12 protein-coding genes and 1 pseudogene are annotated in these 15,281 nt (G+C 59.3%); 9 read left to right on the forward strand and 4 right to left on the reverse strand.

All coding sequences use genetic code 11. The features are described 5' to 3' along the window. Nucleotides 1–35: 35 nt before the first annotated feature. Together HWY05_RS26700 and HWY05_RS26705 are read right to left on the reverse strand one after the other, a co-directional pair. Complete coding sequence (locus HWY05_RS26700; RefSeq protein ID WP_176060183.1) at nt 36–1,025, reverse strand: zinc-dependent alcohol dehydrogenase family protein; 990 nt, start codon at nt 1,023–1,025, stop codon at nt 36–38. 39 nt (nt 1,026–1,064) lie between these two features. Beyond that, nucleotides 1,065–2,168 carry an alkene reductase gene (locus HWY05_RS26705; protein WP_176060184.1) on the reverse strand — a complete coding sequence of 368 codons (1,104 nt, stop codon included), beginning with the start codon at nt 2,166–2,168 and terminating at the stop codon, nt 1,065–1,067. Nucleotides 2,169–2,549: 381 nt separating this feature from the next. Between HWY05_RS26705 and HWY05_RS26710 the strand changes: the two genes are divergently transcribed. Further along, entirely contained in the window at nt 2,550–5,501 is a 2,952-nt protein-coding gene (locus HWY05_RS26710; protein WP_176060185.1) for a winged helix-turn-helix domain-containing protein, read from the forward strand. A 14-nt stretch (nt 5,502–5,515) separates the two neighbouring features. Here the strand turns inward: HWY05_RS26710 and HWY05_RS26715 are convergent, their stop codons facing one another. Continuing rightward, nucleotides 5,516–6,541, reverse strand: a complete 1,026-nt coding sequence (locus HWY05_RS26715) for a zinc-dependent alcohol dehydrogenase family protein (protein ID WP_347880816.1) — start codon at nt 6,539–6,541, stop codon at nt 5,516–5,518. Nucleotides 6,542–6,818: 277 nt separating this feature from the next. On the opposite strand from HWY05_RS26715, the gene HWY05_RS26720 reads away from it, so the two are divergent. Both HWY05_RS26720 and HWY05_RS26725 read left to right on the forward strand, forming a co-directional pair. After that, complete coding sequence (locus tag HWY05_RS26720) at nt 6,819–7,808, forward strand: zinc-dependent alcohol dehydrogenase family protein (RefSeq protein WP_176060187.1); 990 nt, start codon at nt 6,819–6,821, stop codon at nt 7,806–7,808. A 166-nt stretch (nt 7,809–7,974) separates the two neighbouring features. Beyond that, nucleotides 7,975–8,952: an alpha/beta hydrolase gene (locus HWY05_RS26725; RefSeq protein ID WP_347880817.1), complete on the forward strand. Its 978-nt coding sequence runs from the start codon at nt 7,975–7,977 to the stop codon at nt 8,950–8,952. Nucleotides 8,953–9,013: 61 nt separating this feature from the next. On the opposite strand, the gene HWY05_RS26730 is transcribed toward HWY05_RS26725, so the two are convergent. Further along, the gene (locus tag HWY05_RS26730) at nt 9,014–10,201 is read right to left on the reverse strand and encodes an ABC transporter substrate-binding protein (RefSeq protein WP_347880821.1); all 1,188 of its coding nucleotides are present in this window, start codon (nt 10,199–10,201) and stop codon (nt 9,014–9,016) included. A 657-nt stretch (nt 10,202–10,858) separates the two neighbouring features. Between HWY05_RS26730 and HWY05_RS26735 the strand changes: the two are divergent. The 6 genes and pseudogenes from HWY05_RS26735 to HWY05_RS26760 form a co-directional block, all read left to right on the forward strand. Beyond that, a pseudogene (locus HWY05_RS26735) lies at nt 10,859–11,023 on the forward strand (methyl-accepting chemotaxis protein); the annotation flags it as partial. 7 nt (nt 11,024–11,030) lie between these two features. Further along, the gene (locus HWY05_RS26740) at nt 11,031–11,747 is read left to right on the forward strand and encodes an IS6 family transposase (protein ID WP_176060188.1); all 717 of its coding nucleotides are present in this window, start codon (nt 11,031–11,033) and stop codon (nt 11,745–11,747) included. A 279-nt stretch (nt 11,748–12,026) separates the two neighbouring features. Further along, on the forward strand, nt 12,027–12,374 hold the full coding sequence (locus HWY05_RS38445; RefSeq protein WP_244146709.1) for a hypothetical protein: 348 nt from the start codon (nt 12,027–12,029) through the stop codon (nt 12,372–12,374). Nucleotides 12,375–12,514: 140 nt separating this feature from the next. Continuing rightward, on the forward strand, nt 12,515–12,727 hold the full coding sequence (locus HWY05_RS26750; RefSeq protein WP_176060190.1) for a hypothetical protein: 213 nt from the start codon (nt 12,515–12,517) through the stop codon (nt 12,725–12,727). Between the two features lie 90 nt (nt 12,728–12,817). Beyond that, on the forward strand, nt 12,818–13,225 hold the full coding sequence (locus HWY05_RS26755; RefSeq protein WP_176060191.1) for a hypothetical protein: 408 nt from the start codon (nt 12,818–12,820) through the stop codon (nt 13,223–13,225). A gap of 214 nt (nt 13,226–13,439) precedes the next feature. Then, complete coding sequence (locus HWY05_RS26760; protein WP_176060192.1) at nt 13,440–15,140, forward strand: site-specific integrase; 1,701 nt, start codon at nt 13,440–13,442, stop codon at nt 15,138–15,140. The last annotated feature ends 141 nt before the right edge of the window (nt 15,141–15,281 follow it).

The following is a 15,281-nucleotide window of genomic DNA, read 5'->3' on the forward strand; positions in this document are numbered from 1 at the left end:
GCCCCAAACACCCATTATCTTGTCTTCAGCGCGCTTCAGACCGTCACGACGACCTTGCCGAACTGCCCGTTGTTCTCCAGATAGCGATGTACCTCGACCATATCGTCGAACGCGAACGTACGATCGATAACCGGCTTCAGTGCGCCGCTAGCCAGACCGGCAGTGACATACTCCACGGCGGCCTTGCGGCGGTTTTCGTCGCCGCTCGTCAGCCAGATGTTGTGGGCTTTGATAGTCGGCATCTTCGCGATCATCGCAAGCACCGGCATGGGCGTCACGCCCTCCGCCAGCGCACCGTATATATAAACGATGCCCTGAAAAGCCAGTGCGTCGATTAGCTTCGGAAAGCCCGGTCCGCCTATCGGGTCGAACGCGACTCGCGCGCCTTTTCCTTCGGTAATTCGCATGACCTCCGCGACCATGTCCTCTTCGTGGGTAGCGATGACATGGGCTGCGCCGGCAGCCAACAGTTGTTCCTTCTTTGCCGATGTACGGGTGAGCGCAATCGGCGTCGCGCCCGCGTATCGGGCAATCTGAATCGCAGCCAATCCCACGCTGCTCGATGCGGCCGGTATGAGAACAAAGTCGCTCTTGCCGACTTTCGCGTCTTCAATCAACGCGCCGTAGGCCGTGATAAACATCATCCAGACGGAAGCCGCCTCTTTGTACGAGAGCGTCCCGGGATGCTTGACCACCGCGTAGTCCGGAAGGTCGACCACTTCGCCGTAGGTGAAATACTGGTTCATCGAAAACGACGGAATCACGCTCACGTCGTCACCTACGGCAATGCCCGTCACGTCGGCGCCAACCGCATCGACCACGCCGGCCGCTTCGTAACCGAGACCGGCCGGAAATTGCACCGGCTCGATGTACATATCCGTACGCCACATCGACTCCGCGCGATTGATCCCGATCGCCTTGACTTTAATCCGGACCTCGCTCGCGCCGAGCGCACGATCGGATGCATCGACAAACTCCAACACCTCGGGACCGCCCGCTTTGGCAAACTGAACAATACGCGTCATCTGAATCTCCAGGAATAACCGGTGTGGGTGACGTACGGCTCAGCGTCCATGTTTGCCGTCGTAAGTGGGGAAATCCGTGTAAAGCTTTTCGTCGCCGCCCCAGAAGCCCGCGCGTACATACGGCGCGAGCGGCAGTCTGTTCTGAATGCGGTAGGGTAAGTCGGGGTTCGACGTGAAGTGCCGGCCGAAGGCGACCAGGTCGGCGTTGCCAGAATTGACGATGGCGTGCGCGCTCTCGCCATCGAATCCACCCGCCGCGATGATCGGTCCGCTGAAGTGCGGTCGAAGATAGCTCGATGCGACCGGTGGATGACCATCGTGCAGGGTGTCGTCGCCCTTCACGCGCGGTTCGATCACGTGAAGGTAGGCGATGCCATACCCGTGCAGCACCTTGGCTACGTGACTAAAAGTTGCCTCCGGGTCGCTATCGGAAATACCGCCCCATTCTCCCGACGGCGAAATGCGCACGCCGACACGATTCGCTCCCCAGACCGAAATCAGCGCTTCGACCGCTTCGCGCAGGAATCTGACGCGAGCTTCGACCGGGCCGCCGTACGCGTCGTCCCGCTTATTGGTTCCGTCCTGAATGAACTGGTCGACCAGATAGCCGTTGGCGCCATGAAGCTCGACGCCGTCAAAGCCGGCGTCCATTGCACGCTGCGCCGCAATACGAAAATCTTCGATGATCCCGGGAATCTCGGCTAGCTCGAGCGCTCGATGCGGTGAGGCAGGTACGAAACCGTCTTTCGTCAGCGCAACGCCGTCGAACGGCACCACGGAGGGGGCCACTGGATCTTCGCCACCCGTCATCTCGACGTGGCTTTGGCGGCCGCCATGAATCAATTGCATGAACACCCGGCCGCCCTTCGCGTGCACCGCGTCCGCGACCGCCTTCCAGCCGTCGGTCTGTCCGTCATGGAAGAAACTGGCGGCGCCGAGGTAGGATCTGGCCGTCAGCGATATGCTGGTACCTTCGATAAGCACCAGACCACCATTCGACGCGCGTTGCCCATAAAATTCCGCCATCATCGGGCTCGGGATATCGCATGGCTGTATCGTGCGTAATCGCGTCATCGGTGCGAGAACGACGCGATGGGACAAAACAAATGGGCCAACCGTAATTGGGGAAAAAAGTTTATCCATGATATTTCCGGTTTCGTCTGATGAGCATGAGACGGTTTTGCCGGCGTCCCGATCGCACTCTATCCATTCCCTTAAGCCCGACAAAGACGGCGTTTCGAATAACGCTCATTCCAAAGCAGGATAAGTACTTGCATATATGCGGACGGGCGGCGGGCCGTTACGGGCCGACAGAGTGACTGCCGCGTCAGCAGGCAATCTACTGCGACCACGGCATTTAATCCTTGATTCCGCCTGAGCCAAGCTGAGAAGTGCTGCAAATGCCGCGTTATATGCGACTGGCGCGAAGCCTTGGGGACGTGGCCTGTATGAGCAGATCCTAAAGATTGAACAATGCTTTCACCTACCCGACAACTCATTGTGCGGGTCTGATCTGAAGGCAGAATGAACGTCCTTTTGACCTCAATAATGGCCGATAGACGGGATCGCTTTTCCGAATCCATCTATGCCATACTTGGAGACGCCCTCCCCAGAACCGAGCTTGATGACCAAAAAGCCGACATGAATGCGCAAACTTCTCCGCTAGGCGACTTCTCTTTTGGGGCGACCACCGTTGCGCCGGGAAGGCGAGAGCTTCTACACAATGGCAAAAAGGTCGACGTTGGGGATCGTGCGTTCGACCTGCTGGTTTTTCTCGTCGAGTCGCGCGGCAACATTGCCAGCAAGGACGCGATCATTACGCACGTATGGCCCCGCCGGATCGTGGAGGAAAACACGGTCGAAGGGCAAATCTCGACATTGCGCCGCGCCTTGGGATGCGACCGTACGGCTATTCGCACCATCACAGGACGCGGCTATCAATTTACGGGCGAACTTGCCGCGTGCGGATCGGTCGAGTCGCGTCTGGAACTTCCCGCAGGAAACGGCGTGCCCGTTCCCGCGGATATCGCGCCCATACTCGGACGTTCGGATGCGCTGGCGGACGTCTGCCATGCGGCGCTAAACCGTCGCCTCGTCACACTGGCAGGCACCGGTGGAATCGGCAAGACCCGGCTTGCGTTCGAAGCCGCGCGTCAACTCGCGCCGCACTTTCCGGACGGCGTATATCTGGCGGAACTCGCGGCAACTACATCGGCCGACTTCTTGCCGAGCACGATCGCCGTCGCGCTGGGTTTTCCTCCCGGCGACGGTACGCCCTCTCTCGACCGACTGGCGCCAGTCCTCGCCACCCGGCGCTTTCTGCTCATTCTGGACAATTGCGAGCATCTCATCGACGGAGTGGCGCAAATCTGCGAACGGCTGCTTTGCATCGCGCCCGGCGCGACCGTACTGGCGACAAGCCGCGAGCCGCTTCGCATTTGCGGAGAATATATTTACCGCGTCCCTTCACTGAGCGTTCCGCTCGACGAAAACGCTCTCAACGCGCGCGAGTTCGGCGCGGTACAGCTATTTGAAGAGCGGGCTGGCAACCTGTGCGCGACCGGCCAGGGTCACGAGCGGACCTTGTCTGCGACGATCCGCATTTGCAGGCAACTCGATGGCATACCACTTGCCATCGAGCTTGCCGCGGCGTGCGCGATCTTGATGCCACTGGAAGAAATAGCGGATCGCCTTAACGACCGTTTCCAGTTGCTCACGCGCGGCTCGCGCACGGCATTGCCGCGGCAACAAACCCTGCGCGCCACGCTCGACTGGAGTTACACCCTGTTGTCCGCGACGCAGTGCGCGATTCTGAACCGCCTGAGTGTCTTCGCCGGCGCTTTCTCGATCGAGTCGGCACAGGTATTGGCTGCAACGAGTGAAATTCCCGCAGACGCCGTGTTCACTGCCGTTCTCGAACTGGTCGACAAATCGCTGATTTCAGCGGTTCCCGCAGAAGGGAAAGCCCGCTTCCGCTTATTGGAGACGACTCGCGAGTATGCTCGGGAGAAACTTCATGCAGACGGCTCCTGGTCCGAGTGGCGCAGCCGTCACGCGGCATACCTGCTCGGGATATTCGCGGAAGCGGAAAGCCAGGCCTCCGCGCGAGTCGATGTCGACTGGGGAGGTCGCTATGCGTCGCACCTCGAAGATCTTCGCGCGGCGGTGGAGTGGAGTTTTTCCGCCTCGGGCAACTCGAATATTGCTGTCGATCTGACGATCGCGGCCATTCCTTTGTCGATGCAGCTTGCCTTGCTGGACGAATGCCTCGCACGCGTCGACAAGGCGCTCCAAACCTTGGCTGATGCATCGGATCGCAGCAGCGAGCGCGAAATGAAGCTGTTTGCCGCGCGCGGAATGTGCCTTCTCTGTTGCGCGGTGGACAGCCGGACAAGCGATGCCTTCGAGAAGGTGATCGAGATTGCAGCGAAGATCGGCAATGGCGGCTATCAGCTCCTTGGAATCTGGGGCCGCTGGATGTGCTATTACCTGAACGGCCAGTACTCGCAAATGCCCGCGCTTGCCGAAACTTTCGAGGCTGTCGCCTCGCGCTCGGAATGGCTGTGCGACAAGCTGGCAGCGCACCGGCTTGGCGGCATGTCGACATTGTTGAAGGGCGAACTCGATGTTGCGCTGCTGGAACTCGACCGAGCCGCCAACACTGGCGCTGCGCTGCCACGCGCGCAACGCATGCGTTTCCTTTACGACGAAAAGATGCTTTCGCATACGTCGCTTTCGCACGCGCTATGGTTCAAAGGACACGTTGACCAGGCCCGATCGGCTGCCTTGCAGGCGCGCGAAGATGCGCGCGAATTCGATCATCCGGTGTCGATCTGCTACGCACTGAGCGAGGCGGTTTGCACGCTGGCAATCCTGATCGGCGACGATCTCATGCTGGAGGAAGCCACCGATGAATTGGCGTTGCAGACGCGGCGTCACAGCATCGCGACCTGGCGCGCGCGCGCCGAGATGTGGCAGGGGCTGATTGAATTGCGGTCGGGCAACTCATCCGCTTACAGCCAGATCATCTACCCCGCCATGACTCGCATTGGGTCCAAGCGCTTTTATCTCTCGTTGACGCCGTTCGTCACCGCTACGGCCGAAGCGCTTGTCGGACATGGAAAGCATGCTCAGGCGTATGAGTTGCTGATGCCGTCGGTCGAGCGCGCAGTCGATACAAAAGACGAATGCTCTCTTCCCGAAATGATGCGCGCAAAAGCGCAGTTGCTGTGGACGAGCCAGGGGCCGGTCGATAACGCGCTGGTCGGTTCGCTCTTTTCGGAAGCACTTGCCAGAGCCACGAGTGGCGGGTTTCTTTCATGGCAACTTCGATGCGCAACCGGTCTCGCGTCCTTTCTGAAATCTCGGGACCCGAACTATTCTGTCGAAGAACTCGTGTCACCGCTATACAGGCAATTCGACGAAGGACGTAACACCAAAGACCTCAAGGCAGCGCGAGCGTTACTCGGCAATTGAGTCGCGGCATCGAACTACACCGTCACCACGACTTTCCCAACCTGTTCACCTGCTTCGATGTAGCGGTGAGCTTCTGATATCTGATCGAACGCGAATGTGCGCGCAATTACAGGACGCAACGCACCTTCCGCGATTCCTTCTTCAACGAAGGCTTTCATTGCGGCGAGTTGCAGATCGTCGAGCATACGGGTCGTCAACGAAACCCCGCGTAGCGTGATATCGCGGCCGATCAGGTCGAAAGGTGCGATCGCGATTGTCTCCGGCGCGAGTGCGCCGTAAAGCGCGACCAAGCCGCCGCTCGCGGTTGCTTTCGCGAGTTTTGCTAAACCCGGTCCGCCAACCGGGTCGAAGACAAGATCAGCGCCACGGCCGCCAGTGAGCCGAGCAACCTCGGCCGCCACGTCCTCGGAGTCCGACACGATGACGGAGGCAACGCCGAGTTCGCGCAAAGCGGGCACTTTGGCCGCGCGTCGGGTGACGGCAATGGGTCGCGCGCCGAGACGTCTGGCGATCTGTATTGCCGCGAGGCCGACGCTGCTCGATGCAGCGGAAATCAATACGACCTGCCCTTCGCGCAATTCTCCAAGCGCGACCAGTCCACTCCATGCCGTGCCGAAAGCGGACCACGTCGCCGCTGCTTCCACGAAACTGGAATGCGCCGGAATTCTGACCAGCGAACGGGCTGGCGCGACGGACATCTCTCCGTATAAAGGATATTGCGCTGCGCTGTATGCCGGCACGAGCGCTACCCTGTCGCCAATCGCGAAGCCGGTGACGCCTGGCCCGAGAGCATCGACTACTCCCGCTGCTTCGAAACCGATACAACTCGGCAGCACCGGCTTTGCATACGCACGGCCGGATCGTAGCGTCAGCTCGGTCCGATTAAGTCCGATTGCGTGAATGCGTAAGCGGACCTCACCGGAAACGGGAACGACGACGGGCACCTCCTCGATTCGCAGCACCTCGGGGCCACCGAACTCGTATATGCGTACCGAACGGCTCATCGTCATCCTCACTCTAATATTTGTGTTGTGAGACATAAGATAGCTTCCGGCACGCTCGCGCGGTAGATGTGGAATCCGGTTATCTGTTATGTATGCGACGCATGAATGGGGTTCGACCGGCCTTGCATTCGCACGCTATTACGCACGATGTGATTCTGATTGCACTGCACAGTTATCCCGGCGCGGAATGACTTATATCCCGTTACGAGCATTCCTCTAATGACGCGCCAGGCCTATATTGGTTCCGAACGAATCAGATTGCGGCCCGGATCATCCGACCGGATCTGACTCTTAACTGCTCCGAAGGACAACTATGTCACGCGTCATTGAATTTTCCTCTACCGGCGGTCCCGAAGTTCTCGAATTCAAGGAAGTCGAAGTGCCCGCACCAGGTCCGGGCGAAGTGCGCATTCGCGTCAAGGCTCTGGGATTGAATCGCGCCGAGTCGATGTGGCGAACCGGCGAGTACATCGAAGAGGTAAAGCTTCCCGCACGGCTCGGCTACGAGGCGGCCGGCTTTGTCGAGGCTATCGGCGAGGGCGTGACGGGCTTTGTCGTGGGCGAAGCCGTCAATACGGTTCCGGCATTTTCACAGAACCAATATGGCATGTACGGCGAGTTGGTCCTTGCGCCAATATCGGCAGTGGTGAAGCACCCGCCGGGCTTGTCTTTCGAAGAAGCGGCGTCGATCTGGATGATGTTCATCACGGTGTACGGCGCCTTCATCGAGGCCGCAGACCTTAAAGCCGGCGACGTCGTGTTGATTCCTGCCGCATCCAGCAGCGTTGGACTCGCCTCGATCCAGCTCGTGAACATGGTAGGCGCCACGCCGATCGCGTTGACCCGTACAGCGGCCAAACGCCAGCAGTTGCTCGACGCCGGCGCCGCGTTTGTCATCGTGACCGAAGAACAGGATCTGGTTGCGGAAGTCATGCGAATTACCGACGGTGTCGGCGCTCGTGTCGTATTCGACCCGGTAGGCGGACCGAGTCTCGGCAAGCTGGTGAAGGCCATGAAGACGGGTGGGATATTGCTCGCATACGGCGCGTTGAGTGAGGAGCCCGCGCAGTTCTCCTATCTCGATCTGTTGATCAAGTTACCGACGATTCTCGGCTATACGATCTGGAATACCAGCGGCGATCCGGTCCGCCAGAAAGCAGCGGTCGAATTTATTACGGCGGGTCTTGCAGCAGGCGCTCTGAAGCCAATGATAGACAGGACCTTTGCCTTCGATGAGATGGTCGAGGCGCACCGCTACCTGGAAACCAATAATCAGTTTGGGAAAATCGTAGTCAGCGTGTAATTGCACAGCGTGACGTGTCGGACGCCATGCCTGTCAGGCATGCCACTCAGCCCAAGAAGTCTTTCTCAGCGCTGATGGAAGAATCTATAGTGCGCTCCAACCTTGATAGCGCAACGAATTCGGCGCCGTGCGTGCCACGGGCACACGGATTTTGATGGAGAGCAACATGTTAAGACGAAATTTCCTCGCCGCAGCAGGCACTCTGATTGCCGCGACTGCCGCCTCCACGGCGAATGCATCGGCGGCCACGGTGCAAGGCACCGGCACCACGATGACGGCGGGCCTCAACCGCTTGCCTATGACAGCGCCCACGCAATTCGTGGAAGCAGACGGCATCCGCTTCGCGTATCGGCGCTTCGGCAACAAGAACGGCGGCGTGCCGCTGGTATTCCTGATGCACTTCCTCGGCAATATGGACAACTGGGATCCGGCGATCACCGGTGGAATCGCGCGCGATCGTGAAGTGATCATCTTCGACAACACAGGCATTGCCGGTACGAGCGGCGAAGTGCCTGTCACCATCGACGAAATGGCGCGCGACGCGACCAGTTTCATCACCGCGCTGGGTCTAACCAGGGTCGACCTGCTGGGCTTTTCGATGGGTGGCCTGATCGCGCAACAGATCGCGCTCGATCATCCCGAACTCGTACGCCGCCTTGTGCTTGCCGGAACGGGGCCGCGTAGTGGCGAAGGTATGACCACGCAGACGCCGGAATCACGCGCCGTCTTCGGCAAGAAGTACGCACATCCGGACGACCTCTGGCTCGGCGTTTTCTTTACACCGTCCGAGGCTAGCCAGAAGGCGGGCCAAGCCTTCCTGAAGCGTATGGAAGCGCGGCAAAAGAATCGCGATGTGGAGGTGGACGAGAAGAAGGTCGCGCCGGCACAACTCGCCGCGATCGCGACATGGGGTGCATCGAAGCCCGATCCGTATGCTTACCTGAAACAGATCAAGCAACCGGTTCTGGTTGTGAATGGCGACAACGACATCATCATTCTGACGATCAATTCGTTCATTCTAAAAAAGAACCTGCCCAACGCGGAACTGATCATCTACCCCGACGCGAATCACGGGTCGCTATTCCAGTACTCGGATTCTTTCGTCAAGAGCGTGTTGTCTTTCCTGAAAGACCGCGACGCTTAAGTTCTGGCTTTTCTGGTTCCGCGTTTCGTCGTTCCGACATTCCCACGCCCCGGGCGAGCGTTTATTTCCATAACGTACAGCGCGTTTGCGCTTTACTGCCGAATGCGCGCTCGCCCGATATCGTTGCGACGATCTTGTAGTAATCCCACGGCTGTTTCGATTCGGACGGCTTTTTTACCTGCATCAGATACATGTCGTGAATCATGCTGCCGTCCTCGCGGATATACCCTTTCGCGTAGATGTCGTCGATGCGTGTCTTGTGCAATTGCGCCATAATCTTGTCAGGATCAGTGGTGCCGGCGCTTTTCACGGCGTTCAGGTAGGTCGTAGCAGCGGAGTAGTCGGCGGCCTGGAGGCTCGACGGCATCTTCTTCATCTTGTCGAAATAGCGCCGCGCCCAGGCACGCGTCTTCTCGTCCTTATTCCAATACCAGCTATCCGTTAGCACGAGATCTTGCGTGGTCTCGAGACCGAGGCTATGAATGTCGCCGATGAACACCAGTAAGGCGGCGAGCTTCATCGTCGTCGTAATTCCGAATTGTTGCGCCGCCTTGATCGCGTTGACGGTGTCTCCGCCAGCGTTGGCGAGGCCGAGAATTTGCGCCTTCGACGATTGCGCCTGCAACAGGAACGACGAGAAATCCGAAGCCGATAGCGGGTGGCGTACCGAGCCCAGTACTTGGCCGCCATTCGCTTTCACCACGTCAGACGTGTTCTTTTCGAGCGCTTTGCCAAACGCATAGTCTGCCGTGATGAAGTACCACGTTTTGCCGCCCTGCTTCGTCACCTCCGCACCGGTGCCGTTTGCGAGCGCGGTCGTGTCGTACGCATAGTGGACGGTGTAGGGCGTGCATTGTTCATTCGTCAATGCATCGACGCCCGAACCCACGTTGATGTACACCAGATGCTTTTCGGCCGCCACCTGGTTCATCGAAAGACCGGTCGCCGAGTTCGTGCCGCCGAGCAGCATGTTCAGGTCGTCACGGTCGACCCACTCGCGCGCGCGTGACGCGGCGATGTCTGCCTCGTTTTTGTGATCGGCATAGAGCAGCTTTATCGGCCTTCCATTCACTTTTCCACCGAAATCCGCGATTGCCATACGTACTGCCTCGAGCCCACCGGGACCGTCGTTGTCTGCGTATAGACCCGAGAAATCCGTGATGAAACCGATGGTGACTGCTGTGTCCGAGACTGGAGTCGCGGCAATCGATAGTGTGGGAACAAGCCCTGTTGCGAAAGAAAGCAGCACGATGCTGGCAACGCTTGCTATTTTCATTGCCCTCCAGAGGTCGCCAGCGGCAGAACGAGAGCGCGGCTGTTGACCAGAACGATTTTCCACAAGTCCGCTCCTGTGTTTTTATGCGCAGCTATCGAATTCAGCATATAACAGATCGCAACCGGAAGACAAACGGCGAAACCCGACCCGGGTACATTTCCGACTTTTGCACCAGGATATGGATGGGCGTCATCTTTCCGGATGATGTCGCCGCAGCCGTGGCTTGGGGCTACCTATGACCTGCTGCGCAAGCGTGCCCGACTGCAAAGTATGTCTTCGTGTTCGGGTGCTTACGCGCTGCCAGTGGTCGGCGCACTGTTCCGCTGCTGATCGAGCAGCGCTACGTGCTTGCTAATCCGTTTGCGGGCGTCAAGGTGCGTGGACGTACATGGGTGGCACGCGCTCGAACATCGTTGCCGCAGCGCAGCGCTAGTGACGCCTGCACGCCTGCGGCCGAAGGTTCTGCTGCCGGCCAGACTGGGCGACGAAGGCAAACGGGCACGGCAACTCGATGCCGCGTTTGGAAGGCGTACGTGAGGGTGTGCTGCTCCACCTGATTCCGAAGGTGAGGATTTTCGGGAGCCAGCAGGCCCGGGCGAACCAGGTGCCGCCGCAAGCCGTGCGTAAGCACTACGCCGAATCGCGTTCCAGGCCAACACCCTCGCACTCAATGCGGCCGTCGAAGCCGCACGCGCCGGCGCACACGTTCGCGGCTTCGCGGTCGTCGCGACCGAGATACGGTTCTGTTGCAGTAAGGCGGTCCGCTATGATGAGCGGAACGACATGAACGACTGAAAGCTCGATGAAGACGTTGAATCCGGCGGTGGCCCGCGTGCTCAAACGCCTGCATTATCCGCTCGACGTGATCCTGACTTGCGTGCGCTGGTACGTAGCCTATCCGCTGAGCCTGCGGCACCTCGAAGACATGATGGCTGAGCGCGGCGTTTCGGTCGATCATTCGACTGTGCACCGCTGGGCCATCAAGCTTTTGCCGGTGCTGGAGAAAGCGTTTCGGCGCCGCAAGCGGCCGGTTGGCAAGAGCTGGCGAATGGACGAGACGTACATCCGCGTCAAGGGCGAATGGCGGTATCTTTACCGCGCTGTCGACAAGGACGGCCACACCATTGACTTTCTGCTACGCGCCCATCGGGACAAGACTGCAGCCCGGCGTTACTTTGAGAAATCGATCGCCCAGAACGGGGCACCCGAGACGGTAATCATTGACAAAAGCGGGGCCAATCTCGCCGCGCTCGAATCGATCAATGCCGATCGTGAAACGCCCATCAAGATCTGCCAGTCGAAATATCTCAACAACCTGGTCGAGCAGGACCATCGGGCGATCAGGCGACGAACGCGGCCGATGCTGGGGTTCAAGACTTTTCGCTGTGCCCGGATCCTTCTGGCCGGCATTGAAGTTATGCACATGATCGCGAAAGGACAGGCGAAGTGTGCTCGCGGAACCCATCCGTCCGCCGCTGATCAATTCTACAACCTCGCAAGCTGCAACTCGCACCAGTAGTCGCCGGTTTCGGCCAATCGGACGTTCGACGCCGATGCAGGAATCGTCGACAATCCTACCTACTAGGACGGACGACAACTCCAAGTGCAAGAAATAGATACGCAGTTTGGTTTACTTAGCGTTGTGAACGAGCCCACGTACTCATTCGAGTCGCAAGACAATGTGCGATCGTACGAGTTCGAGGTACTGCTCACACAACACACGCATACATCTGTCCATGGGATAGCGCTGAACGGTAGCGGAATAATGGTCGTTGGCGCAGATGGAGGCTGCTCATCGGTGCATGATCACTCTGCGATAGTGCTCGGCAACGAGCTTTACCTTGCGGTCGGCGATCACGTCGCCTGCCTCTCGTTTTCATTGCCCCGTCGGTTGGTATGGTCAACACAGGTCGATATGGCCACGTGCTTTGGTATCCACTGGGAAAATGGTCGAGGTGCACTCATTTCACATGGGGAACTCGGGATTTCTCGCCTTTCATTAGAGGGAAACCTTATGTGGCAGGCATCTGGCACCGACGTGTTCTCAGAAGGCTTTCGCCTGCTGCCAGCCCACATCGAAGCCGTGGATTTCAATCGAACCGTGTATCGGCTTGATTACGCGACCGGCGAAGTACGGGATAGCTAACAGAATTCGAACGCTGGTTGTAAACGCTCCGATGCGTCATGCAGCGGCCACGAACGGTCACTCGACGTCAGTATCTGAATCGTCAACAATCGGCGTCAGGCTGACGTACGGCATGACTTGGATTGGCACAAGCTCGACACATGACTACGAACCGCACAAAAATTCGGCTCGCTGGCGAACTCAGTCGCTTCGTGCAGCAGTACGCCCGCAAGGCTCAGACCTCAGAGCCCAACGGCCGGCTATACGATCGCAAGCTCGAAAAGAAGATGAAGCGCCTCTCACCGTCTGAACTATCCGACCTTCTTTCCGAGGACGAGCAAGAGCCAGATGAACCTGGCCGCGAGAAAGGGTGAGAACGGTCAGTTTCTGAAATTCGACTCTGGCGGCTAGATAGTCGACAATTTGTTCCTGACGGGATCATTGCGAGCAACGGGAGAGGACGAATGCCGACGAACGACACGGTTGCACTTATCGTAGATCCTGATTTCAGTGCTCGTATTCAAGAAGTAGTTGCTAGAGTTCGACACACTTGGGTCGTTGCTACCCCTGCGAACGTTGCCGTTGCCGAGCAAATATGGAGAGCTTTGCCGAAGCCGCCCGAACTCAACATGGAAGGCGGCATCACTACGTTCATTCAATATGGGGTGGATCGAGAAGGCTGGTGCGACGCAATCCTAGATTCTGTCGACGATCACCACAATTGTTACTCGTACGATCCCGGTTATTCAATCCTGGAGGTCTATGGGACACCGCTTACCGAGCGACTGCGGTCTGCGCTCGTCGAGTTCGGGTTCTCAGTTTTTACGCCCACAGAATATGGTTTTTGTGCGCGCAAGCTCCAACCTACCTGAGAGAAACGGAGATCGCGAACGGCCGCTTTGGAAAACCACGATTGACCGCTCCGGGTCGACAAGAGGCATTCGCGATTGCCGATAACGGCCGCTCACAAACCGTGAGACGCGCTATTGGAAGGAGAGGTTTTGGCTACAAATGCGATTGCTAACCATACTATTGAGATAACTCCTACTATCTCTGTGGCAACGTTTCTCGACTAAACTCGTTGTCATGAAAACGCGCCTGACCTCGACACCTTCACCCGAATCTCGGCGAGTGGATTTTCCCGATGCCGACGAACTCGCCATGCTGCGCGCCTGGTACGCCGGCATGCCGGTTCGCAAAGCCGCGGAGCGTTATGTGCCGGATCGAATCCCGGCAGGGCAGTCGGCACGCGGCCTGCTCGGCGAGCTTCGGCGACGGCTGGCGAAGTTCGCGCGGCAGGTCTGCCGGCCGGATCTCGCTGCTGTTTTTGAACACGCCGACGGTGAGCGTTTCCGGGAAGCGAAGGCGGTCGCAGATGCGATCGAAGTTCTGCGACATGCAGGCCCGCCGTCACCGCGGATCAGTGACGACATCGGCTTGTGGCTGACGGCTCGCGCCGTTTCCGTGCTGCGTGCACATGACATTGCGACGCTGGCGGATCTCACAGTGCGGATTCCGCGGCGGCGTCAGTGGTGGAAAGCGGTCCCCGGGCTCGGTCCGGCGAGTGCACGGCGGATCGAAGCGTTCTTCGCCGCGCATCCTGCACTGTCCGAGCGGGCGCGCGCCCTGATCGCGGTCCGCGGTCCTGGCGCAGTCGTCCCCTGGGAGTCGCTGCGGCTGCCACACGAGGTCGATGGCTCGTCGGGCGCTTTTCGCGCGCCCCGGCACACCTGCACGCTCGACGCCAACAACGATTACGCCGCCGTGCAGGCGTGGCTGTCGCTGCACGAATCCCCTGCGACGCAGCGAGCCTACCGTAAGGAAGCGGAACGCCTGATCCTCTGGGCGATCGTGGACCGTGAGCGGGCCCTGTCGTCGCTGACGACGGAGGATGCAATTGCGTACCGGAGTTTTCTGCGTCGGCCGACGCCACGCGAGCGCTGGGTGGGACCCATGCGCCCGCGCACCTCGCCGGAGTGGCGACCATTCTCCGGTGGGCTGTCGGCCCGCTCATCCGCCTATGCGCTGTCCGTACTCGGCGCGATGTTCCGCTGGCTGATCGGGCAGCGCTATCTCCTGGCCAATCCTTTCGCCGGCGTCAAGGTGCGCGGCACCAGCCGCTCAAGCGTGCTCGACACGTCCCACGCCTTTACCGAGGGCGAGTGGATGCTCGTGCGCGCCATTGCTGACGGACTTGAGTGGTCGTATGGCTGGGAAGCGCCGGCTGCGCAACGCCCGCGCTTTGCGCTGGACTTAGCGTATGCGACCGGCCTGCGCGTCAGCGAACTGGTCGGCGCCCGTCTCGGCAACGTCGAAACCGATGCCCGGGGCGATCACTGGCTGAGCATCATCGGGAAAGGGCGCAAGGCGGGCAAGGTCGCGCTGCCACCACTGGCCCGTACTGCGCTGGACCGCTACCTGGTGGAGCGAAGGCTGCCGGTCACGCCGGGCCGCTGGCATCCCGATACGCCTCTCATCGGCAGCCTCGAGCAGGACAGCGCGGCAGGCATCAGCGGTGTCCGGTTATGGGAGATCACACGGCGATTTTTTGCGAAAGCGGCGGAAGTTATCAAGGCCGACAATCCGGTGCTCGCGGAGAAGCTGCGTCGCGCGAGCCCGCACTGGACCCGGCACACCCACGCAACCCACGCCCTCGCTCGCGGCGCCGAACTGACCACGGTACGGGATAACCTGCGTCATGCCTCGATTGCGACGACGTCGATCTACCTGCACAGCGACGAAGTCAAGCGTGCCCAGCAGATCCGGAATGCCTTCGCCGAAAGATAAGATTCAAGCTGAACCGCCCTGAAACAGCATGAACTTTCCGGTCTATATAACCTTGACGCTTATGATAGGAATTCGCACTTACCTTGTTCCTCCCCCATCTACGGGCCGCCCAAGCGAACTCTCAGACATCGGATCATCACT

The sequence above is a fragment of the Paraburkholderia sp. BCC1876 genome, from assembly GCF_902833695.1.
GTDB lineage: Bacteria > Pseudomonadota > Gammaproteobacteria > Burkholderiales > Burkholderiaceae > Paraburkholderia.

Bases quoted from the DNA above. Each gene is read 5' to 3' on its own strand.
- HWY05_RS26715 (WP_347880816.1), bottom strand. From the start codon at position 6,541: ATGTCTCACAACACAAATATTAGAGTGAGGATGACGATGAGCCGTTCG.
- HWY05_RS26760 (WP_176060192.1), top strand. From the start codon at position 13,440: ATGAAAACGCGCCTGACCTCGACACCTTCACCCGAATCTCGGCGAGTG.
- HWY05_RS26755 (WP_176060191.1), top strand. From the start codon at position 12,818: ATGCCGACGAACGACACGGTTGCACTTATCGTAGATCCTGATTTCAGT.
- HWY05_RS26750 (WP_176060190.1), top strand. From the start codon at position 12,515: ATGACTACGAACCGCACAAAAATTCGGCTCGCTGGCGAACTCAGTCGC.
- HWY05_RS26720 (WP_176060187.1), top strand. From the start codon at position 6,819: ATGTCACGCGTCATTGAATTTTCCTCTACCGGCGGTCCCGAAGTTCTC.
- HWY05_RS26725 (WP_347880817.1), top strand. From the start codon at position 7,975: ATGTTAAGACGAAATTTCCTCGCCGCAGCAGGCACTCTGATTGCCGCG.
- HWY05_RS26740 (WP_176060188.1), top strand. From the start codon at position 11,031: ATGAAGACGTTGAATCCGGCGGTGGCCCGCGTGCTCAAACGCCTGCAT.
- HWY05_RS26710 (WP_176060185.1), top strand. From the start codon at position 2,550: ATGAACGTCCTTTTGACCTCAATAATGGCCGATAGACGGGATCGCTTT.
- HWY05_RS26705 (WP_176060184.1), bottom strand. From the start codon at position 2,168: ATGGATAAACTTTTTTCCCCAATTACGGTTGGCCCATTTGTTTTGTCC.
- HWY05_RS26700 (WP_176060183.1), bottom strand. From the start codon at position 1,025: ATGACGCGTATTGTTCAGTTTGCCAAAGCGGGCGGTCCCGAGGTGTTG.